Here is a 24847-nt window from a genome sequence, read left to right as displayed (position 1 = left end):
TTAAGAATAATCCAATAATGTTATTCTAGTTTTGTAATTTACTTTTTAATTAAGTTAAAATTCTAGCTTATTTTCCCTATCTTATAAAATCAATCTGAGCTATTTATTGTTATTTCCTTAGAATTAACGTGACAATTTGTTTTCAACCGTATCAATAAGTTTCCATCACCAAGGATTAGTCAATAAAAACAAGCTCAAAACTAATTTTCAACCTTCAAATCATAAAAAATTCAGATATCTATAAAAATATTCAAATAACTTATCCCCCCCATAAAATAAAGACAAGATTATCTGCTGCATACAATTCTTTTTTTAATAATCATTAAAATACCATCTAATATTGACGTATCATAAGTGATAATCTTCTACCTTATTTGACACCTTATTTTTATATATTAATTTAATACTAAAATTAAGTTTATAAAAATTGAGTTTTATCTTTTTATTAGGCAATAATTTAAGTTAACACCGAATAGGCGTATTGCGTTGATTTTTATTTAAATCATACAATTGCAAAACTTACTTAACTTCACATCTTTTTAATTAAATTGTCAGTAGACGTGCTATCCTTATTTAGAGGACTCATGAATACTCACCTAACATTGGCTCCTGCTATTGATAGTTTTGCATTCTGTTGATCTTAAGTAAAAAGCGAATTGAAAGGATTATCATGCTACAAGAAAGCGTTATCAGAGAAATCATTCTTTGGATTGAACAAAATTTAGAATCTCGCCTATCCCTTGATACAGTTGCCGATAGGTCTGGATATACTAAATGGCACTTTCAGCGTCTATTTAAAAACCAGACGGGCTTAGCATTAGGCTCTTATATTCGTGCTAGGCGTCTATCTTGTTCCGCTGTTGCGTTGCGATTAACCAATGATAGCATTATGGATATTTCTCTTCGTTATCGCTTTGATTCTCAGCAAACATTTTGCAGGGCCTTCAAAAAGCAGTTTAACCTGACACCATCTGAATACCGAAAACGTGAAGGCTGGAAAGTTGACGGATTCTGCCTCCCAATTCGAGATAGCAAAGAATTACAAGTGCAAGTTAGATTAACCCAATTAACTGCAACCAATTTATTGGGTGTCCAACACCGTTATACACAAGATATCAATGAATGGAACCTTAAGACTGAAGAGCTCAGACGTCATTATTGGAAATTATTCCTTGATAATAACCAATATGTTACCCAACATTTATATGCTATTCATGGTGTTGATTTAAATGCTACCGAAGAAGGCCGTTTCTTATATACCACGGCTTTAGATGAAAAAGATGTAGATATCGTTCCTGCACAAGCAAAAAACTTACAAGTCCCCGCAGGAAATTATTTAGAAATCAAATTCGATGGCAGTCTGCAAGGGATTGATTATAACGATATCATTTACACAGCATATGGCAAAGTACTCGCAGAAATGGACATTATGCGTGGGGATGGCTCCGATGTTGAGCTCTACATATTGAAGTCTAAGCCAACTTATCATGATTTTATTAATGACCCACATAACTATATTCAAGAACTCAATTATTATATACCCGTCATAATTTAAAAAATTTCTTAGTAACCCGCTAATAAATAGCGGGTTACTCTCATATTATAAATTAAAATGTCACGTTTACTTTAGCCCAAAACGTTCTACCAGGTTCATTCACTGGCATATTAGATGAATAACCAAATCCGCTATTACCCGCTAAATTTAAGTGCTCACTGTAGGTTTTATCAAACAGATTATCGACCCCAGCGCTTAATTTCACATTTTCATTCACTTTGTATGCAGTATTTAGTGAGAAAATGGTAAAGCCCGCGCTTTTGCTAAAGTCTTTTCCCACCACATTGCCGTCATTGATAGCCACACGGTTTTGGCGACTCACAACACGAACTAAGCCCGTTGTTGTCCAGTCCCCTTTTTCCCATGACAAACCAAAGCGACTTTCAAGAGGTGGCATCTGAGGAAGCGCTTTACCGTCTGTTCTGTTTTCTCCCCATGCATAAGCAAGGCTAGCATCAGCTTTCCACTCGTCACTAAGTTTTTGTGCTACGCCTAGCTCTCCCCCCATAATCATAGCATTCACATTTTCAACTTGACTCATCCGTGGATTGCTGGCGCTATAACGGAAAAGAATGAAATCATCAACACGGCCAATATAGGCAGAAACCCACGCATTGGTATTTTCATGGCTATACTTTGCCCCAATATCAAGTTGAGTTGTTTTTTCTGTTTTTAGGCGGTCAAAAACATTGTGGGTACCATCCGGCCCCATTTTCGGTGAAAATAATTCCCAATAATCTGGAAAACGTTCGGTGTAACCGACACCGGCATACAGCATAACAGGGGTATTTTCGAGGGAATGCTCATAACGAGCAAAACCTGCTGGCATAACGGTGTTACGACCTGATGAACCGATTTCTTTATTATTTTCAACAAGTACACGATCCAAACGTGCCCCGCTGACAACCTTTCCTTGTGTGGTAGCTTGCCATGTTAACTCACTAAATAGGCCGTAATCTTGGAATTGTGCATCTTTCATCCAACCACTTGTACTTTTGCTGCGGTGCTTATTGGTTTGCATATCTGCCCCCGCTCGCAGCTCATAGTCCGTCCAGAGCCATGTTCCCATCACACGGCCGCCCATCGTTTCACGGTCAACACGCATTTTCATTGGCATATTCATCATACCGTGACCGCCATGCCCCATCCCCATATATCCGCCCATTCCGCCACCTGATGGTGAGCGTAGAGAATAGTTATCCATAATATGGTCAGCATAATTGTAATAAGCACTAGCTTCTATTTTGTCGAGAACATCACCGATATTGCTCTTTTCAAAACGAAGTCCATAACTTTCACGTTTAAATTGAGAGCCATCCATGCCACGCCCTGCATAACGTGCTTCACCATCACCTTTCCCAGCAGTAAGTTCTAATAACGTGTATTCATCTGGCGTCCAGCCAATTGCAATATCCGCATTCCATTTGTCCCATTTCGACGGGACTTTATCGCCATTGCCATCTTTATAGTCATTAGAACGGGATTTATTGCCAATAACACGTAAGTAACCTGTTTCGTTGCCCACGCTAACATCCGCATTCGCATCCCAACGGTTATTTGACGCGGTTAGCGCGCTTGCATTTCCTTTAATTCCACCTTCGGTGAATAACGGTTTTTCACGTTCAAAACGAATTGTCCCTGCTGAATTACCAGGTCCCCAGAGCACCGTTTGAGGCCCTTTAATCATATTAAGCACATCAAAGTTTTCAGGGGATATATAAGATGTTGGCGCATCCATCCGTGATGGGCAAGCCCCTAGCATTTCGCTGTCATTGGTTAAAATACGCAAGCGCGAACCAAACATACCACGAAAAACAGGATCGCCATTGGTTCCACCATTACGAATTTGGGAAAAACCTGGGATAGTTTTGAGGTAATCAGAGCCATCACTAGCAGGAACAGGCTGCCTTGGTGTTTTTGGCGACGTCGTGATCGTTAATGGTGAATCAACGGGAGCAGTGACAATCATGACTGAGCTTTCAGTGATTGGGCTTTGGTTAATCTCATTTTTTGCCATAACCGAGGCGGAACAAATCGCGCTGATAACCAATGTTGCTGCAGGTGCAAATTTAAATTGCAGTGTATTCATTTTTAACCTGTTTCTTATATCAATAAAAATACCACCACCTTTGCTTTAATCACAAAATCAATGCTTCCCTACAGGGATGTTTCTTGAAAATATAATCAAATTCAAGACGTACGCAATCGACCTTGCTGAATAAGGCAAAAATAGAATTAGTTTGTTGAAATATTCATGCTAAAGAAAATCAGATTATTGGTGGTGCTCTGGCTAAACGCAAAGTCCAAGGTCTAAATAACCAAAGCTGGACACTACGTTCAAATGGTAGGAACAGTGTTAGCGTTGCGAGCTGCCGAATAACGGCTGCAATCAATAAGATAAGAAACGGAAAATGAACCAATAACTGACAGTAACCGCAGGCAATATCTTCCATCGGTGACTGCCCAATCCCCGTCATTAACAGGTGATTCATTGCACTGCTATGTTCACAACCTTCAGGCATCAACATCCCTTGATGCGAATGCATCGAATGCTCTGCCATTACAGTGTTCTCTGTAACGTTATTCGTCGCTATACAATGATTCATCTGTTCCATCGATTTAGAGATCAATGGCGCAATGAACAACATAGCAACGGCTAATAACGCCAGATAGGCAGCAAGTTGTCTGATTGAGGGGCGCAGGTGCAACGTTTTTCCGTCATCTGGGTAGATATTTATAGCGCGCAATTGTATCTTATTTAGATTCTCATTGTTATTTATATTTGTGTAATATGTTAATTCAATATGAGTTTTATGAGTATTTTTAGTGATATGCGGTCAATATTCTTCAAGAATAAAATCAATCAGTTGTCTGATTAACAAACTCACTCAAGCTCCTTGAAATACCTTATCAAACTAAAAAACAAAAATGCGGCACTCCAATAAAGTGCCGCACATGTTTTCTCTTCAGATAAAACGCGAAATAGATCAGTGTATTTATGCCAATAAATTTGCTGGGTTATCAATACAAAGACGGTTAATCATTGATTTATCAATACCTTTTTTCGCAAGTAAGGATAAGAAAACATTAGGAACAAACCCCCAACCATTTCCACCATTTTTAGCCCACATCTGCTTAAGGAACACATCATGGCTTAACACAATTTGCTGACCATAGCCCATCTCAATCAACTTACAAACCGCATCTGCAGTTTCTGTCACTGTAGGAGCAACCCCTTCTTTTGGAAATGAAATATCAAGGCCTATCATGTCAAATTCAAGCCAAACTCCTCGGTCTAACATCCGACGCTGGTAATCAAAGTCTTTCCCTGATGGGTCTGAGTGCGCTAATGAAATTTTAGCTGGGTTTACGCCCATTTCCTTAATTAAGATATCAAGGACTTCATCACCACGACGCTGCCAGCCTGGCATGTGGATATTCATAGAAACGTGGTCATTTGCCAACTGTGCAACAGAGGCCGCGCGTAAACTGTTCTTTTCACCTTCAGTAAAAAAAGGTGAAACACCGATTTCACCAATCATACCAGCACAGATATCGGTTCCATCAATACCAATATTCAGCTCATCATCAATCATTTTAGCCATGGCATCGATATCGTTGACGAGGCGAGAGCCTTCAAACTTTTCGATATATAAACCAGAAGAAGCGACAACATTAATGCCCGTTTCAATCGCCACTTCACGTAATTGGTGTACATCGCGACCAATCGCCTTTGAGCCTGTTGCATCGACTAATGTTCTGCCACCTAATTCTTTGAAGTTATTCACTTCATAGATAACATCTTCAATGGGTTTTTTATCCATGTTATCGCAACAGCAATACGGGTCATGTTTAAGGCCCCATTGGATGTCTGCACTCACTTTTTTATCAACCAGAACGTGCGAGAAATCATAGAATGGTTCATCGACAACCGTTGATAAATCGTTAAACAAATGTTCATGTGGTAGTGTCAGTCCCATATCTTCTTTTTTAACAGGCCCAATCGCTGTTTGGATATACCCTTTCATCTTTATACTCCTGCGGCTTTTGTCGCTTTTGCTTCTCTAAACTCAGGAATGGTGGTGATAATCGCTCCCACTAAAGCAAATACAGTGCCGATGATAGTGACTAAATAAACGGTATTACCGAGAGATGGTAATAGAAGGTCAATTAATACAGAACCAAGTAACTGGCCAGCCGTTGAAGCCACACCTAACATCAACAAACCTAAACCGCGAACTAAAATAGCCATTAATGCAATCGACATAAGCCCTAATGGACCACCTAAATACATCCACCAAACGCCAGGTAAATCAAGGGTCAAATGGCCTAATGCCATACGGATCACTAACGCAATCGTTAAAACAGTAAAGCCAATAATAAAGTTCCACGTGATAGAAACCATCATAGAGCCAGTGGCTTCGGCCACTTTTGAGTTACCTGCAGGCTGCCAACCTGCTAATAAACCCGCTAAGAAAGGCAGAATAGCTAAATAAATTGCTGAGCTAGAATGCCACTGTGGCGACACCACAAATAAAGTAGCAACGACAGCAAAAACGGCGCCTAATACACGAAAAGTAGTAAACGGTTTTTTCTCATCAATACCAATGCCAAAACGGTCGCATAATAATCCTGAAAGTAATAATGCTGAAATCAGTGCTGTTTGGAAGGTAGCAATCCCTAATGCGCTGGCTGATGCCCCTTCAGAAAATACCACCATTGCGCCACATAACCCTGCAAACCAATTCCACAGTGGGATTTTTTTGTTCTTAATTAAACTCGGAATTGCTGCAAATTGTTGTCGAGTTTGTTTTTTCGCAATAATGATAAAAAACATCACAACCAAACCACTGGCAAAGGAAATAACCGCACTCGCATTACCATCTTTTAAAACATCACCGAGCTGCCCATTCACTGCAGATTGCATTGGCGATAACATACCGGCCAATACCGTTGCTATCATTAAAAACGGAGTAGAATAACTTTTAACACTCATAAAATATTCCTTTTGGATTTTGACTATGAGTCATTATTTTTTGTAATCGGCTTACAAAGTGCTGAACACAATTCAGCACTTATTTTCTTTATTGTTTGGTTTTTTACTTTTAAAGAATTAATTAACGTGCGATTTGCTTTAGAATATTTACCCACATATCTGAATAATGTTCCCAAGCCATAAACTCACGACTTCCCCAATGCGGTGAACAGTCACTCATAAAACAACCTGTTTTTCCGTTTTCATATTGGCCAAAGACCAGTAATGGATCATCACCAATATTTAAAACAACTTCTGTATTTTCTCTTGGCTTAACTTTGTTATAGCCTAAGAACATCGGCCAATTACCAAATCCTTTAATTGCTTCATGCTGCATATTTTGGGGTGTTGCGAAAATACCTTCTGGCGTTTCCACACGGTCATCGCCATCTAACATTTCGACTGGTAATACATCGGCTAATAACGTATTTTTATAATTCGCTTTGGCTTCAATACCCATAAAAGATAAATAACCACCGATCATTAATAAGCCGCCACCTTGGCTAACGTATTGCTTAATTAGGCCTAATGCATTTGGTAATACTTTCATATTATAGAAAGTATCATTTTGTAATAGGAACGTATTAGCACCGATATCACTGATTACAACAACATCATATTTTTCTAATTCTTCGACAGTTTTCGGAAATGCCATTTGCACTGTGTGGGCTGGCATATAATCAATTTCTACACCTTTATTTTTTAAGCACTCTAGTAAAAATGTAGCACCTTCTTCATATTTACTTGATGTAAAGCTGTCATAACCTTTTGTGTGGATCATATGGATATGCCATGATTCACCAATAAATAAAATTTTCATTTTTTTCCTCGTTTCAGAATATTAATTTATTCAGGGGATTGAGTCACAACCTGCGAGTAGGTTGTTTGATTAATACGATGCATAACATTAATATCTTCAGGCATTTCTGAAGCGTTGCTTGTTTCAACAGCCAGGGATGAAAACGCTGATGCATAACGTAAGGCATAAGAAAATTGTTTTCCTTTTGCTAATGAAGCGGCTAGAGCCCCATTAAATGCATCACCTGCACCCGCCGTATTTTTAACAACGGCAGTGTAAGCCGGAGAATAAATGAACTTATTACCATCAAATGCAATAGAGCCTTTACTTCCGAGTGTAATGACAACCTTTTTTACGCCTTTGTTATAGATAATTTCAGCTGCTTTTTTGGCAGTTTCAATGTCCACAACATTGATGTCAGAAAGCAAACTTGCTTCTGTTTCATTCGGTGTCAAAATATCGACCTTTCCAATTAGCTCATTTACGATGTTATTGTAAGGCGCAGGGTTTAAAATAATCGGAATTTTATATTCATTGCCAATTTCGATTATTTCCCTTAATGCTTCAATATTCGTTTCTAATTGAAGAAGAATAATATTTGAATTTACAATTTTATCTTTCTGAATTTTAACTTCATCCGCAGAGATATCCATATTTGAACCTGGATAGATAGAAATAATATTTTCCCCACTATTTTCAGAAACAAATATAGATGCCGTTCCTGTTTGGTATTTTTCTGTTTGGTATATTGTTGATGTTTTTATTTTTGATGAAGAAATAAAATTTATTGCATATTCACTAAATTGGTCTGTTCCTATTTTAGTAATAAAATGCACAGGAGAATCAGAATAACTTGCAGCTAATGCTTGATTACACCCCTTTCCACCTGGTGAAAAAATAAATTTATTCGATAATAATGATTCACCCGCTTCAGGAAGTCGAGGTAAATAACTAATCATATCAACGTTAAATGAACCTAATACACATACTTTACCTAACACGGCATCATCCTTATCTGTTCTTTCATTAAAACTTTCATTGCACTCAAGAAATTGAATAATTTCTTTTTTAGCAACTTTGTCTAGGGTTTCAAATTCAATATATGCGCCACCATGGCAACGGCTAATAATTCCTTTTTTTGCTAAAGAATTTAAATCCGCCCTAATGGTTTCTTTCGTGACATTAAGTTCTTTCGATAAAACAGAAACTTTTGCTGCGCCTGTATTTTTTAAAATACTAATTATTTTCTTATGTCGTTCTGCTTTCATGCCATTTTTACCTCATGGCATTTACTCTAATTTATACCTTGTTGCGTTAATGTGACTATACTCATACCTTCCTATTCAAAAGCAAAAAAAAGCAAAAAGCATAAAAATAAAAACAAAAAAAACCAAAAAAGAACAACCAAAGTAAAATACCCTATTATTATCAATATAATATTAGAATTGATTAATTAATTTAATTGAATTTCAACTAATCACTTTAAAGATAAGAAAATATTAACTCTCATTTTATTCGTTATTTAATTTTCAAATAAATAGTTTGTTTATTATTTTAAAGTTAAATTATCAATCTGTTATGCGATACAGGTTTAATTTTATTGTAATAAATATATTTATTCATCGCTATAATCTATCAATAAAGAAGAAGTGTCTATTTGTGATGATATTCACAATTCAATAAATTAAAAAAAATCTAAAATAGGAACACGCTTAATTTGATAAATAGGGCAAAGGTAAGCTAAGTGGAATTGGGATGATCTGATAGAAACGTCCCCCCCCTTAAAGCAAAAAGTTGTTCGCTGAAGGCGCTAACGTGACCTGAATGAATTTGAAACTATAAAAACAAAACGGGGGCTTATGCCCCCGTTTAGATCATATTGAGCAAAATCGATACTACTTATCAGCTGACGAGCCTTTCTTTTCGTGCACCATCATCAGTGCTTGCTCCACGCTACGCTCAATAATCACTCGGCGCTGGTCATTCTCGGGCAACAGTTTTAGCATCATTTGCCATGCTGAAATTGCCTCTGCATAACGTTCTTGTTCAAATGCATTGAAGGCAAAAATGCTTAACGCTTTTACATTCGTGCGGTCTTCTGCAATCAGCTTTTTCAGTAACTCTGCACCTTGACGGTTATCTTCAGGATCAGAAGAACGCGTTAACACTTCTGCATAACCTATCACTACATTTTCATCTTTCGGCGAAAGACGATACGCGCGGCCATAAGCATCAGTTGCCATAGTTGCATTACCAAGCACCATACCAATGCGCCCTAGCATCACCCATGCTTCTAAATTTTGCGGATCTTCTTGTAAGCGAGTACGCAAGCCTAATGCTAAATGCTCCATTTCTGCATTATTCAGCGGTGGCTCAGAAGGGTCTAAGGCTCTATCCAGCAAAGCAGGTGCTTGTTGATAAGCATTGTTCCAATCAGTCACCTTTTCATAACTACCCACTTGGTAATATGCCCCCGCCGCAACACCTAGTGCAATCAATACGCCTGGTAAATAGACCCAATTACTTGCCCGTGAAGCTTCAGGAACTTCATCTTCTTCACCGTTTTCCACCTGCTTGATACGCACACGTTTTTTCGAGCGGGCAAAAATAATCCAGCCACCAATGATGATAGCGACAAATGGCAGCCCCCATAACATCATTGTTAATGGCGTTAAGGGTGGGTTATAAGTAACAAAGTAACCATAACGCGCCACCATATAATCGACGATTTCATCACGGTTTTTGCCTTCTTTCATCAACTCATACACTTTTTGGCGTAAATCCAGCGCAATCATCGAGTTAGAGTCGGCAATACTGTTATTTTGGCACTTAGGACAACGCAGCTCTTCTGTTAATTTACGAAATTGCTGCTCTTGTTGTTCGTTATCAAACGTAAATACTTCCGTAGAGGCATACGTGATTGTTGCACTGAGTGCAAGCATCAATAGACCGAGTAAATACCTCATTGGTTCGCCTCCTGGTTATAGCGCTCCCAAAGGGGTTTAAATTCTTTTTCCCAAATACGTTCATCCATTGCCCCTGCGTGGCGGTAACGAATAATCCCATTGCCATCAATAAGGAAGGTTTCTGGTGCACCATAAACCCCGAGATCGAGCGCTAACATACCTTCACCATCAAATAGGCTTAATGCGTAAGGGTTACCCAGCTGACGCAACCATACAATTGCTTTATCGCGTTTGTCTTTATAATTTAAGCCAACCACACGAATACCTTGCGCTGATAACGAGTTGAGGTACTGGTGCTCCGCACGGCAAGTGACGCACCATGTTGCCCAAACATTCAATAAGATAGGCTGACCTTGCGTTAACACCTCTGACTCGTAATGCTTTCCAGGGTTTTCTAACGATTCCAAGCGGAAAACAGGTACGGGCTTACCAATTAATGCAGACTCTAATAAACGTGGGTCATCGCCTTCTGCATTACGCATTAACTGCCACAGCAACACCGCGGCTATCCCTGCGAAGATAATAAAAGGGATTAAAAAGACTTTGCGGTTCATGCCGTTTCCCCTTGTAATTTACGACGACGATAACGTGGGTCAAACAGGCAGAATAATGCGCCAATTGCCATTAACACACCACCAGACCAGATCCAGCGAACAAATGGCTTATAATACAAACGCATAGTCCACGTATTTTTATCGACTTCCTCACCAAGGGCGGCGTATAAATCGCGGGTAATACCACCATCAATCGCGGCTTCCGTCATGACAGCACGGCTCACGCTATAAAAGCGTTTTTCAGGCATTAAGATACTCACCACTTTGTCGTTTTTGGTGACAGAAATACTGCCGATAACCCCTTGATAGTTCGGGCCATCTGCTTCACGTACACCATTAAAGGTGAAGGTGTAACCGTGAATAGCAATGTTATCCCCTGGTTTCATTTTCACATCACGCTCAATGCTGTAGTTTTGGCTAAAGGCAATCCCTACAATCGTTACCGCTAAGCCTAAATGAGCACATACCATACCCCAGTAGCTTGGCGTCAGTTTGATTTTTTTGCTGATGCGCACTTTCATTTCAGCGAACGCTAAAATGGCAATCCATATCGCCATCATCAAACCAACAACGGTCAATGCCTCAACGCGGTCTTCCATTAGCATTGGTAATGCGAATGACAGAATGAGCGTCATCACTGTCGCAATAATCAGCATTTTTTTAATCGCTGCAGGACGGTCTCGTCCCCAACGAACCAATGGTCCAATCCCTAATAACAAAGCAAATGGCACCATCAATGCAATAAACATGGTATTAAAGAACGGCTCACCGATAGAAATGGTGCCTAACCCAATTTGTTTATGAACTAACGGCAGTAATGTGCCAAGCAGCACGACGAGCATCGCCGCAGTTAAAATCACGTTATTACCCAATAACATGGATTCACGCGACCACAGCGCATTGTTAACGCGTGAACGTACTTTATGGCCTCGCAGTGCAAACACGAGCAGCGAACCGCCGATCACCAGCACCATAAATGCTAGGATGAAAAGCCCACGGGATGGGTCAGAGGCGAACGCATGCACAGAAACTAACACGCCCGAACGCACCAAGAATGTGCCGAGTAAACATAATGAGAAGGCAAATATCGATAAGAGCAATGACCACGCTTTAAATGTCGCTCGTTGTTCCGTCACCGATAAAGAGTGAATCAATGCCGTTCCCACTAGCCATGGCATAAAGGAGGCATTTTCTACTGGATCCCAGAACCACCAGCCGCCCCAGCCAAGTTCATAATAGGCCCATGCGGAACCTAACATGATCCCAAGCGTTAAGAAAAACCATGCAGCCATCGTCCAAGGACGGGCAAAACGGGTAAAGGAGCTGTCTAATCGCCCACTGAGCAAGGCCGCAATCGCAAAGGCAAATGCCACTGAGAAACCCACATAGCCCATATACAATAAAGGTGGGTGGAAAATAAGACCGGGGTCTTGTAACAATGGGTTCAGGTCGCGCCCTTCAATTGGGAACGACGGTAATGTGCGTGAGAATGGGTTTGAGGTAAAAATGATAAACAGTAAAAAGCCAACACTCACCATCCCCATCACCGCAAGCACACGAGCTACGATGTCTAATGGCATACGATAGCTAAACAGCGCGACCGCAAATGTCCAGCCACTCATCAACAAGACCCATAACAACAATGAACCTTCGTGAGCACCCCACGTTGCGGCAACGCGATACCAAATCGGTAGTTGAGTATTCGAGTTGTTCGCCACATAAGTGACAGAAAAATCATTTACGACAAACGCATTGACGAGAACAAGAAATGCCCCCGTCACACAAAGAAACAGTAACCACGCCAACGGACGCGATGAGGCCATTAAACGCGTATCGTTACGCGCCACTCCCCACAATGGGTAGATAGACAGCAAAACGGCAAGGCCGAGTGCCAAGCACAGTAAAATGCTACCAATTTCTGGGATCATGACGCATTTTCCTTATAGGCTGCGGCTGGTCTCCGATGGTTTTCTTGCATTGCTTTTTCCACTTCTGGCGGCGTGTAATTTTCATCATGTTTGGCTAACACTTCTTTCGCTAGAACATGATTATTTTCTTGTAATTCACCTTGTACGACCACACCTTGCCCTTCTTTAAATAAGTCTGGCAAAATTCCGTCATAACTGACATCAATTTCTGCTTCTGCATCATAAACGGTGAAGGTGATTTTTAATGATTTTGGATCAGCATCACGCACAACACTGCCTGGCATGACCATACCACCCACACGTAAACGCTGCCCAACTTCAGGCATCTGCTGAGTTTCACGTTTACCGTAAATGATTTCACCGGGTGTATAAAAGAGATCAATGCTTGAGCGCAGTGCGTAGAGGATCAGCGCTAGCGTTAAGCCAACACCAATAAGTATGGAACAAATTAACCAAAGTCGGTTACGACGACGAATATTCACATCTCCTCCCTACGCGCTCTTGCGGTTTTTTGTCTTTGTTCGCGAGCTTGCTGTTGAATAATGGCATTAATGATCATTTTTCGTTGGATAACGGTATGCACACAGAGTAGCAATATAGGGATTAAGGTCAGCGCCACCGCCAACCAGACATAAAACCCATAGCCTCCCATCGCAAAGAAATCGCTCCAAGATGCAAATGCGCTGGTCATTTAAGGCGCCCTCCTTTTTTCACAATATCGAGCACCCAAGGGCGGTTACGTTCGAGGATCAATAACTGATTACGTAAGCGAATGAGTGTTAAAGAGATAAATAAGAATAGATACCCAAGGATAGCTAGGCGCAGTGGTGTGCGCATCGCTGGGTTGATACTTTCTTGCATGCGTGTCGACGGCTGATGCAGTGTTTGCCACCATTCAACAGAGTAATGAATGATAGGTAAGTTAATCACGCCAATTAATACTAAAATCGCCGCAGCTTTGCCCGCTGTACGGCGGTCATCAAAGGCATGCCATAACGCAATAACGCCCACATACAGAAAAAATAGAATTAATTCAGAGGTTAAACGTGCATCCCACACCCACCAAGCGCCCCACATCGGCTTACCCCATGTCGCGCCAGTGACTAATGCAATAAAAGTAAAGACCGCGCCAACGGGTGCCATTGCGGCAATCGCCAGCTCCGACACTTTCATCTGCCACACTAGCCCAATAAAAGCAGTGATCGCCATCGTGGCATAAATCCCCATTGACCACATCGCAGCAGGTACGTGAATATACATAATGCGGTAACTCTCGCTTTGCACTTTATCGGTTGGTGCAAAACCAAAACCCCAGACCCAACCTACCGCTAAACAAATCACACTTAATATAATAAACCACGGTACTAGACGCCCACATAACCGGTAAAGGTTAACGGGGATGGCAAGTTGATGAAGCTTTTTCCACATAGTTTAATTACCCTGATTTATTATATTGTTAGTAAATGCTGAGTGACAGCATCATACAATACACATTAAAAAAGCAAAGATATTGATTTAACACAAATATAACTTAGGCTGATTATACTCTTATGCATAATCAGCCTATTTCGTGATCATCACTTATAATTCATTGAGATAACCAATCATAAAACGATAACTCCAGATTAAAAGCCTGGTTCAACTTCACGCATATCAGGAAGCTTATGTGCAATCCCTTTATGGCAGTCTATACAGGTTTTACCCTCCGTAACGGCTTGGTCATGCATTTTGGCAGCCACCCCTTTTTGGGCAGTGAAGTCCATATACTCAAAGTTGTGGCAGTTACGGCACTCCTGCGAGTCATTGTTTTTCATTCGCCGCCACTCACTTTGCGCCATCGCTAAACGGTGATCTTCAAATTTTTGCGGCGTATCGATAATGCCAAAAATTTTCCCGTATAATTCTTTACTGGCTTGGATTTTACGCACCATTTTAGGACCAAATTCGTGAGGTACGTGACAATCTGGACAGGTTGCACGAACACCACTACGGTTAGTATAGTGAATCGTATCCATATATTCTTCATAGACATTTTCACGCATTTCGTGACAGCTAATACAAAACTCTTCTGTATTCGCCATCTCCATACCTGTGTTAAAGCCACCCCAGAAGATCACGCCACTGACAAAACCAATCAGCAATAACGTGCCTAATGCTAAGCGGCTAGGTCTACGCCACCATTGCCATATACGTCCAATCAGCCCAAACAAGCCTTTTTTCTTCGGCTTTTCACCTGTTGTTGGTTTTTCGTTATTATTTGCCATAATTCCCCCTTATTTCCCAAAACCTTTGGATGGGGTAAATGTGTTATCAATGATTGCCGGAGTATCCGATTGTGGTACATGGCACTGTAAACAGAAATAACGGTTTGGTGCGACTTCCCCCAATACTTTCCCAGTTGCATCCATAAAGTGTGTTGGGCTAACACGTGGAGCACCTGTGGTACGGTAGTTTTCAACGCCGTGGCATTGTAAACAACGGTTCGTGTTGGTGGTAATTTGGTAACCCTCAACGCTATGTGGGATCATCGGCGGCTGGTTCACATAGTTTAGTGCCATTCTTTCTTGCTCTTTAGGAATATGAATACTTCCCTCAGTCGTACCAGACACTTCTGGCGATTGCGTCAAATCGACACCATTAGCAGCCCAAACTAGACCACTGACAACAAAGACCATACCTGCGATTGCGCGGCTTAGCGTCTTTTTCAGGACTGAATTTTTCATGATTTAGCTCCCGAGCTCCATCGTAGTGTTATTTTAAAAACATCCTCAGAACAGACATCGATACAACGACCGCAAGTAATACAGTCTTTATCAGAAATCAGTGCTGGGGCTTGTTTATCGAGGACCGGCGCACGCAACACTTGCGGCTCCGGGCAAACGTGGAAACAATCCATACAGCGGCTACAGTCTTTTTTATTCACCGCAGTGACGACCAGTGCGCCCTTACAACCCGCGACACCATACAGTGCGCCTAATGGGCAAAGGTGACCGCACCAGCCATGTTCCACTACCAATAAATCGAATAAAAACAGCGCAACTAAAACCAATGCACCACTTCCAAAACCGAAAATTAAACTACGCCCCATTAATGAAACTGGATTTAGCCATTCCCACAGTAAAGTACCTGTCACCGCTGACCCCACTAAAATCACCACCAGCAACACATAACGAATGTAGCGTGGAATGGTGGCGGATTGGTTCAAATCAAACTTACGGCGCAGCCATGCTGCAGCATCAGTTATCGGATTAACAGGGCAAACCCAACTGCAAAAAATACGTTTACCTAATAGCGCATATACACCGAACACAATAGCGGCACCGATCAGCGCAGAGATCCCTGGTAAGTAACCACTTGCTAAGCTCTCTAATGTAATCAGTGGGTCGGTCAATGGAACTGTGTCTAACAATAAGCTACTGCTATAGTTTCCGTGTAAGATCCACACACCAAGCCATGGACCACTCAAAAACATCGCTAGTACCAATAATTGGCTGACACGCCTTAACACCAACCATTTGTGGCTTTGCCACCACCCTTTTTTTGCCTGAGCTTCACGTCCGGCGTCGCGTTTACGATTTGCCATTGTTTCCCTCCAGCCAACCAAAACGGTAATGATGGCCTAATTCACCTTTCGCCAAGTCTCTTGGCAACACTTTGATAGCCGCTTCTTCCAGCACACAAGCTTGCTCGCACTTACCGCAACCCGTGCAGTAATTGCTGTTTACCGTTGGTAAGAAACGCGCGTGTTTACCTGTTCGATGATTCTGCTCAAGCTCCAATGTGATCGCTTCGTCAATAAGCGGACAAACGCGGTAACACACATCACAACGCAACCCTTGGAAGTTCAGACAGTTTTCTTGGTCAAGTAACACAGCCAAGCCCATACGCGCATCATTGATAGACTCAATGTCTTTATCCAGCGCACCACTTGGGCACACTTTTGCACATGGAATGTCTTCACACATTTCACACGGGTTTTCACGGGCGATAAAATACGGTGTTCCCGCTGCCAGACCCGATGCCAATGTCGCTAATTTCAACATGTCATAAGGGCAGGCTTGAACGCATTGACCGCAGCGCACACAGGCACTCGCAAATGCAGCTTCATTTAGCGCACCCGGCGGGCGAAGTCTCACACCGCTCGCTCGGGAGGTTTGTTGCTGAAGCCCCAGTACCACACCAACAGCCACTAACCCACCCGCAGCACGCCCTACATCACGCAAAAAGCGACGGCGACTGTTCTGAGACTTAACCTTGTTAGGATGCGTTTTCTGGGGCATTAGCAATTACACCTTTTCCAGTTTAACGGCACATTTTTTGTAGTCCGTTTCTTTCGAAAGTGGGTCAGTCGCATCCAGTGTTAAATTGTTCACTAATTGCGCTGCATCAAAGAATGCCATGTACACCAAACCTTTTGGTGGTCTATTACGGCCGCGAGTTTCAACAATCGTTGTCACATCACCACGGCGAGAAACCACTTTGACTTTGTCGCCACGACGTAATCCACGATCTTTCGCATCAAGTGGGTGCATAAACACTAATGATTCAGGGAAAGCGCGGTGAAGCTCAGGCACACGACGCGTCATACTGCCAGTATGCCAATGTTCAAGAACACGCCCTGTTGATAACCACAAATCGTATTCTTTATCTGGTGCTTCTGCAGCGGGTTCAAACGGCAGTGCAAAAATAACCGCTTTGCCATCAGGTTTACCGTAGAATTGATAACCTTCACCCGCTTTAACGTAAGGGTCATTTCCTTCGCTATAACGCCACTGGGTTTCTTTGCCATCCACTACTGGCCAACGAATACCGCGAGCTTTGTGGTAAGCATCAAAGTCTGCTAAGTCATGACCATGTCCACGACCAAAACCTGCATATTCTTCAAATAAGCCTTTTTGTAAATAAAAGCCTAACTCACGGGATTCATCGTTTAATTGGTCTTCTGCTAACTCTGTCACTGGGAATTTAGTGACAGCTTCGTTGGCAAATAACACGTCATACAAGGTTTTACCGCGTAGTTCTGGTTTTTTCGCCAGTAACTCTTCAGGCCACACTTCATCCGTTTTAAAGCGTTTAGAAAATAACACCATCTGCATTAAATCAGATTTTGCTTCACCTGGCGCTTGAACTTGTTGACGCCAAAACTGGGTACGACGCTCTGCGTTGCCGTAAGCCCCTTCTTTCTCTACCCACATCGCGGTAGGTAAGATTAAGTCAGCGGACAATGCACTGACAGTTGGGTATGGGTCAGATACCACGATAAAGTTACGCGGATCGCGCCATCCCGGCATACGCTCTTGATTGATATTTGGGCCCGCTTGCATGTTGTTATTACACATGACCCAGTAGAAATTTAGCTTCCCGTCTTTTAAGGCGCGGTCTTGTGCAACGGCGTGTAAACCAACTTTTTCTGGGATGGTGCCCGCAGGTAATCCCCAAACACCTTCCACTTTTTCACGGTGTTTTTCGTTAGTGACTACCATGTCCGCAGGTAAGCGGTGTGAGAACGTCCCCACTTCACGCGCGGTACCACAGGCTGATGGCTGGCCTGTTAAGGAGAAAGGACCACAGCCTGGTTGAGAAATTTTGCCCGTTAATAAATGCAGATTGTACGCAAGATTATTTGCCCAAACTCCGCGGGTGTGCTGGTTAAAGCCCATAGTCCAGTAAGAAACTACTTTGGTTTTCGGGTCTGCATACAGCTTCGCTAACTCTTCTAACTGGTCTTTTGGTACCCCGGTCATTTCCGCGGTTTTATCTAAGGTATATTCCGCAACAAAGGCTTTATATTCGTCCCATGTCATTGGTTCAGAGGCATCAGAACCTGCATTTTTCGCGCTTTTTTCTAATGGGTGAGTTGGGCGTAAGCCATAACCGATATCTGTTGCACCGCGGCGTAGGTTAACGTGTTTATCCAGGAAGTCCTGATTAACTGCATTATTTTGAATAATATAATTCGCAATATAGTTCAGGATCACCAAATCAGACTGCGGCGTAAATACAATGCCGTTATCGGCAAGTTCAAAGCTACGGTGTTTAAACGTAGACAATACTGCAACACGTACATCTGGGTTAGATAAACGGCGGTTAGTAATGCGAGACCACAAAATAGGGTGCATTTCAGCCATGTTTGAACCCCACAGAACAAAAGCATCTGCGTGCTCAATATCATCATAACAACCCATCGGTTCATCCATACCAAAAGTACGCATAAAACCCACTACTGCTGACGCCATACAGTGACGCGCGTTCGGATCTAAGTTGTTAGAACGAAAACCACCTTTAAACAGTTTAGAAGCTGCATAACCTTCCCAAACAGTCCATTGGCCTGAACCGAACATGCCGATCCCTTCTGGCCCTTTTTCTTTTAAAGTGGTTTTGACTTTTTCTTCCATGACATCAAACGCTTGTTCCCACGTGATCGGTGTGAACTCACCATTTTTGTCATATTCGCCATCTTTCATGCGCAACATTGGCTGCGTTAAACGGTCTTTTCCGTACATGATTTTTGGTAAAAAATAGCCTTTGATGCAGTTCAGGCCACGGTTTACAGGGGCTTCAGGATCACCTTGGCTCGCAACAATACGGCCATTTTGAGTGCCAACAAGAACGCCACAACCTGTACCACAAAAACGGCAAGGGGCTTTGTCCCATTTAATACTTTCTTGTTGACCGACGACCGCTTTGGCAATACTGGGAGTGCCAATACCTGCCGCCGCAGCAGCGGCCGCTATCGCATTGGCTTTCATAAAGCTACGACGACTGAGTTTCATAATCTTCCTCACCTTGCTCATCCTGCTGGTGATACACCAGCGAAACATCTAGCACGCCTTCGATATCGCGTACTAAATCAATAGTATCTAACAACGTTTTACTGCCTTGCCCTTCAACAACGACAATCAGTTTTCCATTTTCAGGGGCGCTAATCGCCACTTCACAGTTCGGAAACTGATTTATTTTTTCGGTCACAGCAGACATTCGTTCGCTTTTTATTTGTACAATCAAACTGCACACTTGATATTTACTGTGCATGTTCATGCTCCACGGTAATGGCTGATACAGGGCAGCCTGCAACACAGGCACCACAGCCTGTACAGCCTTGTGTTTCTATTTTTGGCTGGTAAATACCTGCCAGTGACGGACGAAAAGAGATAACTTCAGGCTCACAACTGTCTTGGCAACGGCGACATTCGATAGATTTAAACGCAAGGCAGTTCTGACCGATAGAAACGGTAATATCCCAGGGTTGGGTTTGTTGTGGCAGAAAAATAGGTTCAGGGCAGGCGGTCGCGCACGCGTAGCAAAAGGTGCATTCGCCACGTTTAAAATCGACAACAGGGTACCCACCTGCGCCAGCGTATAAAATTGTTGTTTCACAACTTTCTACACAAGCATTGCAGCGGGTACACTTTTCAATAAAGTGCGCTTCACTACCACTCCATGGCGGTCGAACCACTGGAGCGGCATTACGCCACGCACCAGTTAATACTCCCCGACGGGTGAGATCAACCATGTTGATTTCCTTTACATTGCCAACAAAATCGTAAAAAAGTACTGATAAACCGCAGTTTTTATATGTGTATTATTTATGAGAAATATTAACGATAGAGGTTAGAAAAATACATACTACCAAGTAGGTAAAAGGAGTAATAACACCACTTACAACGGAAAATCACCGCATTCGAATTCTTGATAACTTTTGAACATCAGAATGACTCAAAACAGGGAATACCGACAGTTTTTTAATTATTTTTTAACAATCATTCAATATAGATATTTAATTTAATCGTGAGTTTTAATGTTGCAAGTTTAAATTAACACCAAGAACTACCACTAAAGTGGTAGATGCAATGTCATTTTAGAAAAAAATAATTGCAAGTTTTTTGATATTACGCACGATTTATTTCTTATTTTAATTTACGAAATATAAAAAGGATTACACCTAAAAATATTATTCTTAAAAATCAAATAACTAAATAAAACAAATCGTGTTGGTAAAAATAAGAATCATTACTAAATTATTATCCTAAGTGATCAGTTTAAAACCAGTCATTAATAACTATAGCAGTTTCTTTAATACTCCGTATTTATTATTTATCTGCATTCTATTTCTTTAATCCAAATTATATTTTGATCAAAAACAATATTTTTTGTGTGGTTTTTTGTTACACATATAAGTTGGCAATGTCTTGATAGCATCCATCTGCTTGCTATCAAACCTATATAACAAAAAATACCCAAAATCGTTCGAGCTGATATACCCCCCCTAAAATAGTCGCTCGAAAAATGAAGGGATGGTTGGCTCACATTACTCGAGGCCCTTTTTATGGCAAACATAAGAAATAATGTACTGTGCTTACTGAGTCTAGTGGCAGGAATATTTCTCTTTACCTCTGTTCATGCACAAACCCCTACTCCGACTAAGGATGGTACCTCCACAATAAATACACGAAATGAAACTTTCGAAGCCGCTCATCCAGACCAATATCACTCTTGGCGAGCAACTTCTGAACAAGCGAACCGCGAAGATGCCCTCGCAGAAGACCCGCGTTTAGTCGTTCTTTGGGCGGGATACCCATTCTCCCGTGACTATAACAAACCGCGGGGTCATGCGTATGCCATCATTGATGTACGCGAAACATTGCGCACAGGTGCACCAAAAGATGCACAAGATGGCCCATTACCAATGGCTTGCTGGAGCTGTAAAAGCCCTGATGTTGCAAGGCTTATCCAAGAACATGGTGAAGATGGCTATTTTGAAGGCAAATGGGCAAAAGGTGGCCCAGAAGTCGTTAACGTTCTCGGTTGCGGTGACTGCCACAAAACTGATTCCCCTGACTTTGCGAAAGGAAAACCCGAGCTAACTCTGACACGCCCTTATGCAGAGCGCGCGATGGAAACCATAGGCAAGCCTTTCGATAAAGCCAGTCGTTTCGACCAACAATCCATGGTGTGTGGTCAATGCCACGTTGAGTACTATTTCTCTGGCGATAAAAAAGCCGTTAAATTCCCATGGGATAACGGAACCAAAGTCGAAGAGATGGAAGTGTACTATGACAACATTGGTTTTTCTGATTGGACAAACACACTATCCAAAGCACCAATGTTAAAGGCACAGCACCCTGAATATGAAACCTGGAGTGCAGGTATTCATGGCAAAAATAATGTGACCTGTATTGATTGCCACATGCCGAAACTACAAAACGAAAAAGGCGAACTGTATACCAGTCATAAAATTGGTAATCCGTTCGATAATTTCGAGCAAACCTGTAGTAACTGCCACACACAAAGCAAACAACAGCTGCAAGATGTCGTCGCAGAGCGTAAACACGCTATCCAAGAAATGAAAATCAAAGTGGAAGATCAGTTAGTTCGTGCTCACTTTGAGGCGAAAGCCGCATGGGATGCAGGTGCAACCGAAGACGAAATGAAACCAATCTTAACCGACATTCGTCATGCACAATGGCGCTGGGACTTAGCGATTGCGTCTCACGGTATCCATATGCATGCGCCTGATGAAGGTTTGCGTATGTTAGGTGGCGCAATGGATAAAGCCGCTGATGCGCGTACCAAACTTGCTCGTTTGCTCGGTTCGAAAGGCATCACCCATGAAATTGCCATCCCAGACATTTCCACCAAAGAAAAAGCGCAACAAGCCATTGGTTTAGATATGCAAAAAATCAATGCTGAGAAACAAGAGTTCTTAAAAACTGTTGTACCTCAATGGGATGAACAAGCTCGTAAAAATGACCTATTAGCCAAATAACCGTCATTTGCCCCGATGATAAGGGGCAATACAACCAATGGAGTAATTATGAGCGTACTACGTTCGTTATTCACTGCTGGGGTGCTGGCAACAGGCTTATTATGGGCAACTGCCGCCTCCGCTACACCTCAACTTGCTGAGGAAAATGCCGATGGCCGTTGGGTTGTCACACAGCAACGCAGCGCTGATGGCGCATGCTTGGATTGCCACAAACCAGACAAAGAAGGCATGCACGGCACGCACTCAGAAGTGGTCAATCCAAACAATAACTTACCAGTGACTTGCACCAACTGCCACGGTAATCCTGGGCCTGATCACCGCGAAGGCGTAAAAGATGTTATGCGCTTCAACAACCCAATGTACACCGTGGAACAACAAAACAGCGTCTGTTTATCCTGTCACTTACCAGAGCAACTGCAAAAAGCGTTCTGGCCCCATGATGTCCACGTGACAAAAGTGGCCTGTGCCAGTTGCCATGACCTCCATCCAAAACAAGATACGATGAAGGTCCTGACCGATAAAGGCAAGGTGAAGATTTGTGTTGATTGCCACTCTGAGCAGCGCGATAACCCTGCTTTCAACCCAGCAGCGGTGAAATTGCGTAAGGAGCAGCCATGAGTTGTTCTCGTCGTCAATTCATTATTTATTCAGGAGCACTGGCGGCGGTAGGAGGAATAGCTGGCCAAACTCTAGCGAATACCATGAAAATAGACGGCGTTCGCTACGGCATGATCCACGATGAAAATTTGTGTATCGGCTGTACGGCATGCATGGATGCGTGCCGTGAGATTAACCAAGTCCCAGAGGGAGTTTCACGGTTAACCATTATTCGTAGTGAACCCATCGGACAGTTCCCAGATATCAAATATCGCTTCTTTCGCCATTCATGCCAACACTGCGAAAGTGCACCTTGTGTTGACGTCTGCCCAACAGGCGCTTCTTTTATCGATAAAACGACAGGCATTGTTGATGTCAATCCTGACTTATGCGTGGGCTGCCAATACTGTATCGCGGCATGTCCTTACCGTGTGCGGTTTATTCATCCTGTCAATAAAACAGCGGATAAATGCGATTTTTGTCGAAAAACCAATCTAAAAAATGGCAAGCAACCTGCTTGTGTTGAATCTTGCCCAACCAAAGCACTTACATTTGGTAATTTAGATGATCCTAAGAGTGATATTTCCTTGATGCTAAAGGAAAAACCCACTTATCGATTCAAAATCGCACTCGGTACTCACCCCAAAATGTACCGAGTCCCATTCAAATATGGGGAGGTTAGCCAATGACAACCGCTTCTGCTTTCCATTTTGAATCACTGGTTTGGGACTGGCCTATTGCGGTATACCTATTTTTAATCGGTATTTCTGCAGGTCTAGTTGTATTGGCCGTGTTACTGCGCCAGTACTACCCTAACGCTGCTGGTAGTAACAGTACTCTAATGCGTACTACGCTAATTTTAGCACCAACCACCATTGTACTGGGCTTGTTAATTTTGATTTTCCATTTAACACGTCCATGGACGTTTTGGAAATTGATGTTTCATTACAGTCCAACTTCCGTCATGTCGATGGGGGTAATGCTATTCCAAGTATATATGGCGGTCTTAGTGGTATGGCTGGCTAAAATCTATGAGACAGAACTGATTAGCCTGCAACAAAAATGGCTACCGAAACTCAGCATAATTCCTCGTGTACTCGCGATGCTTACTCAAGCTATGCGCTTTCTCGATATTATCATGCTGGTTTTAGCAGTATTACTGGGCGCCTATACGGGGTTCTTACTGTCTGCCTTAAAGTCCTATCCATTCTTAAACAATCCATTATTACCCGCTTTATTCCTATTTTCTGGAATATCGTCAGGAATTGCCGTGTCATTAATAGCATTAGCGTTACGCTACCGCAAAAATATTCATAATCCAGAATCAACCTTTTTACACCGTGTAGAAGGGTTTGTGATTTGGTTAGAGATATTCCTACTGGCGGCCTTTTTTGTCGGCTTAGCCTTAGGTGATGACGGTAAAATTCGTTCATTAATTGCTGCACTAGGCGGTGGTTTCTGGACATGGTGGTTCTGGATTGGTGTGGTTGGCTTCGGCTTTATTATCCCATTAGGCTTAAAAAAATGGGTAGATAAAAGCCATCGTGCAACAAGAATTTTGCTGGTCAGTGGTTCGAGTTTATTCGGCGTATTTTGCCTGCGTTTCTTTGTGCTATACGCAGGGCAATTAACGGTTGCATAATTTAT

24 protein-coding genes are annotated in these 24847 nt (G+C 42.2%); 5 read left to right on the top strand and 19 right to left on the bottom strand.

Going from position 1 to position 24847, the window contains the following annotated elements:
• Window positions 1-670: 670 nt before the first annotated feature.
• The gene (locus PR808_RS08315; protein WP_206082757.1) at window positions 671-1555 is read left to right on the top strand and encodes a helix-turn-helix domain-containing protein; all 885 of its coding nucleotides are present in this window, start codon (window positions 671-673) and stop codon (window positions 1553-1555) included.
• Window positions 1556-1607: 52 nt separating this feature from the next.
• Here the strand turns inward: PR808_RS08315 and PR808_RS08310 are convergent, their stop codons facing one another.
• The 19 genes from PR808_RS08310 to napF form a co-directional block, all read right to left on the bottom strand.
• On the bottom strand, window positions 1608-3644 hold the full coding sequence (locus PR808_RS08310) for a TonB-dependent copper receptor (protein WP_272539092.1): 2037 nt from the start codon (window positions 3642-3644) through the stop codon (window positions 1608-1610).
• A gap of 178 nt (window positions 3645-3822) precedes the next feature.
• Window positions 3823-4302, bottom strand: coding sequence for a DUF2946 domain-containing protein (locus PR808_RS08305; protein WP_272539091.1), 480 nt, complete (start codon window positions 4300-4302; stop codon window positions 3823-3825).
• A gap of 249 nt (window positions 4303-4551) precedes the next feature.
• A complete protein-coding gene (locus PR808_RS08300; protein WP_272539090.1) occupies window positions 4552-5583 on the bottom strand; it encodes a phosphotriesterase family protein in 1032 nt (343 codons plus the stop codon).
• Window positions 5584-5585: 2 nt separating this feature from the next.
• A complete protein-coding gene (locus PR808_RS08295) occupies window positions 5586-6551 on the bottom strand; it encodes a DMT family transporter (RefSeq protein WP_272539089.1) in 966 nt (321 codons plus the stop codon).
• Window positions 6552-6672: 121 nt separating this feature from the next.
• Window positions 6673-7410, bottom strand: a complete 738-nt coding sequence (locus PR808_RS08290; protein WP_206082761.1) for a glutamine amidotransferase — start codon at window positions 7408-7410, stop codon at window positions 6673-6675.
• Between the two features lie 26 nt (window positions 7411-7436).
• Window positions 7437-8657, bottom strand: coding sequence for a PfkB family carbohydrate kinase (locus PR808_RS08285; protein ID WP_206082762.1), 1221 nt, complete (start codon window positions 8655-8657; stop codon window positions 7437-7439).
• A gap of 627 nt (window positions 8658-9284) precedes the next feature.
• Window positions 9285-10355, bottom strand: a complete 1071-nt coding sequence (locus PR808_RS08280) for a cytochrome c-type biogenesis protein CcmH (protein ID WP_206082763.1) — start codon at window positions 10353-10355, stop codon at window positions 9285-9287.
• Window positions 10352-10909 carry a DsbE family thiol:disulfide interchange protein gene (locus tag PR808_RS08275; RefSeq protein ID WP_272539088.1) on the bottom strand — a complete coding sequence of 186 codons (558 nt, stop codon included), beginning with the start codon at window positions 10907-10909 and terminating at the stop codon, window positions 10352-10354. Before PR808_RS08275 ends, PR808_RS08280 begins: the two co-directional genes overlap by 4 nt.
• The gene (locus tag PR808_RS08270; protein WP_206082765.1) at window positions 10906-12837 is read right to left on the bottom strand and encodes a heme lyase CcmF/NrfE family subunit; all 1932 of its coding nucleotides are present in this window, start codon (window positions 12835-12837) and stop codon (window positions 10906-10908) included. The genes PR808_RS08275 and PR808_RS08270 overlap by 4 nt, the downstream gene beginning before the upstream one ends.
• On the bottom strand, window positions 12834-13319 hold the full coding sequence (ccmE, locus tag PR808_RS08265) for a cytochrome c maturation protein CcmE (RefSeq protein WP_206082766.1): 486 nt from the start codon (window positions 13317-13319) through the stop codon (window positions 12834-12836). The genes PR808_RS08270 and ccmE overlap by 4 nt, the downstream gene beginning before the upstream one ends.
• Window positions 13316-13528, bottom strand: a complete 213-nt coding sequence (gene ccmD / locus PR808_RS08260; RefSeq protein ID WP_206082767.1) for a heme exporter protein CcmD — start codon at window positions 13526-13528, stop codon at window positions 13316-13318. Before ccmD ends, ccmE begins: the two co-directional genes overlap by 4 nt.
• On the bottom strand, window positions 13525-14265 hold the full coding sequence (locus tag PR808_RS08255; protein WP_272539087.1) for a heme ABC transporter permease: 741 nt from the start codon (window positions 14263-14265) through the stop codon (window positions 13525-13527). The genes ccmD and PR808_RS08255 overlap by 4 nt, the downstream gene beginning before the upstream one ends.
• Before the next feature lie 197 nt (window positions 14266-14462).
• Window positions 14463-15101, bottom strand: coding sequence for a cytochrome c-type protein NapC (napC, locus tag PR808_RS08250; protein ID WP_206082769.1), 639 nt, complete (start codon window positions 15099-15101; stop codon window positions 14463-14465).
• Between the two features lie 9 nt (window positions 15102-15110).
• Window positions 15111-15560 (bottom strand): nitrate reductase cytochrome c-type subunit, encoded by a 450-nt coding sequence (napB, locus tag PR808_RS08245; RefSeq protein WP_206082770.1) that lies wholly within the window; start codon window positions 15558-15560, stop codon window positions 15111-15113.
• Complete coding sequence (napH, locus tag PR808_RS08240; RefSeq protein WP_272539086.1) at window positions 15557-16420, bottom strand: quinol dehydrogenase ferredoxin subunit NapH; 864 nt, start codon at window positions 16418-16420, stop codon at window positions 15557-15559. The genes napB and napH overlap by 4 nt, the downstream gene beginning before the upstream one ends.
• A complete protein-coding gene (napG, locus tag PR808_RS08235) occupies window positions 16407-17117 on the bottom strand; it encodes a ferredoxin-type protein NapG (RefSeq protein ID WP_206082772.1) in 711 nt (236 codons plus the stop codon). Before napG ends, napH begins: the two co-directional genes overlap by 14 nt.
• A gap of 6 nt (window positions 17118-17123) precedes the next feature.
• Complete coding sequence (gene napA, locus PR808_RS08230) at window positions 17124-19610, bottom strand: nitrate reductase catalytic subunit NapA (protein ID WP_206082773.1); 2487 nt, start codon at window positions 19608-19610, stop codon at window positions 17124-17126.
• Window positions 19591-19869, bottom strand: coding sequence for a chaperone NapD (gene napD / locus PR808_RS08225; RefSeq protein WP_206082774.1), 279 nt, complete (start codon window positions 19867-19869; stop codon window positions 19591-19593). Before napD ends, napA begins: the two co-directional genes overlap by 20 nt.
• A complete protein-coding gene (gene napF, locus PR808_RS08220; protein ID WP_206082775.1) occupies window positions 19859-20350 on the bottom strand; it encodes a ferredoxin-type protein NapF in 492 nt (163 codons plus the stop codon). Before napF ends, napD begins: the two co-directional genes overlap by 11 nt.
• A gap of 813 nt (window positions 20351-21163) precedes the next feature.
• Between napF and nrfA the strand changes: the two genes are divergently transcribed.
• From nrfA to nrfD, 4 genes are read left to right on the top strand one after another with little or no spacing between them, the layout of a single operon-like run.
• Entirely contained in the window at window positions 21164-22603 is a 1440-nt protein-coding gene (nrfA, locus tag PR808_RS08215) for an ammonia-forming nitrite reductase cytochrome c552 subunit (RefSeq protein ID WP_206082776.1), read from the top strand.
• Between the two features lie 48 nt (window positions 22604-22651).
• Window positions 22652-23221 (top strand): cytochrome c nitrite reductase pentaheme subunit, encoded by a 570-nt coding sequence (nrfB, locus tag PR808_RS08210; RefSeq protein ID WP_272539085.1) that lies wholly within the window; start codon window positions 22652-22654, stop codon window positions 23219-23221.
• Window positions 23218-23889 (top strand): cytochrome c nitrite reductase Fe-S protein, encoded by a 672-nt coding sequence (nrfC, locus tag PR808_RS08205; RefSeq protein ID WP_272539084.1) that lies wholly within the window; start codon window positions 23218-23220, stop codon window positions 23887-23889. The genes nrfB and nrfC overlap by 4 nt, the downstream gene beginning before the upstream one ends.
• The gene (gene nrfD / locus PR808_RS08200) at window positions 23886-24842 is read left to right on the top strand and encodes a cytochrome c nitrite reductase subunit NrfD (RefSeq protein WP_206082779.1); all 957 of its coding nucleotides are present in this window, start codon (window positions 23886-23888) and stop codon (window positions 24840-24842) included. The genes nrfC and nrfD overlap by 4 nt, the downstream gene beginning before the upstream one ends.
• Window positions 24843-24847 lie beyond the last annotated feature (5 nt).

Source organism: Providencia sp. PROV197 (assembly GCF_028479625.1).
Classification (GTDB): Bacteria; Pseudomonadota; Gammaproteobacteria; order Enterobacterales; family Enterobacteriaceae; genus Providencia; species Providencia vermicola.
The sequence above is the reverse complement of the archived record's forward strand: the minus strand, read 5'-3'. Positions and strand labels throughout refer to the sequence as shown.